The following is a 424-nucleotide window of genomic DNA, read 5'->3' as shown; positions in this document are numbered from 1 at the left end:
CCATAGACGATATTGGGCAAAGGCCCAAAGACCCTCAATAGCAATGTTTGGTGTAACAAAATAATAAAAGGCTGCCGTAAGCTGGACCGTGAAATTAAATAATCGGGGACCTTTTAACTTGGTGTTATCTACTATTTGCCTTGCTCCTCCCCATCTGAAAGGTAATTGACCCTGAATAAATAAGCCACCTTTCCCATCGTCTCCCAGCGGAATATAGTATCTGATCAGTGGGTCAAGGGTAACCAGGTGTGCACGTACCTTTAATGAACTAAATGCAACAGGAGCCAAAACAGGAAATTCAAAAGGTTGGAATCTAACTTGATCAAAGGTATAACCGCCTCGTACTCCAACAGCCCATCTGTCATTAATAAAATAGGCTACATCAGGAGTAATCTCATAGGTGTTTCTGGTGACATCAAAAAAC

Annotated in this window: 1 protein-coding gene; it reads right to left on the bottom strand. The window is 41.7% G+C overall.

The genetic code is table 11. From position 1 onward, the window contains the following. The coding region (locus E1171_RS23140; protein WP_222931272.1) for a hypothetical protein at positions 1-424 on the bottom strand (424 nt) is incomplete at both ends.

The organism is Xanthovirga aplysinae (assembly GCF_009711365.1).
GTDB lineage: Bacteria > Bacteroidota > Bacteroidia > Cytophagales > Cyclobacteriaceae > Xanthovirga > Xanthovirga aplysinae.
Note: the sequence above shows the minus strand (reverse complement) of the source record. Positions and strands in the feature narration are given on the sequence as shown.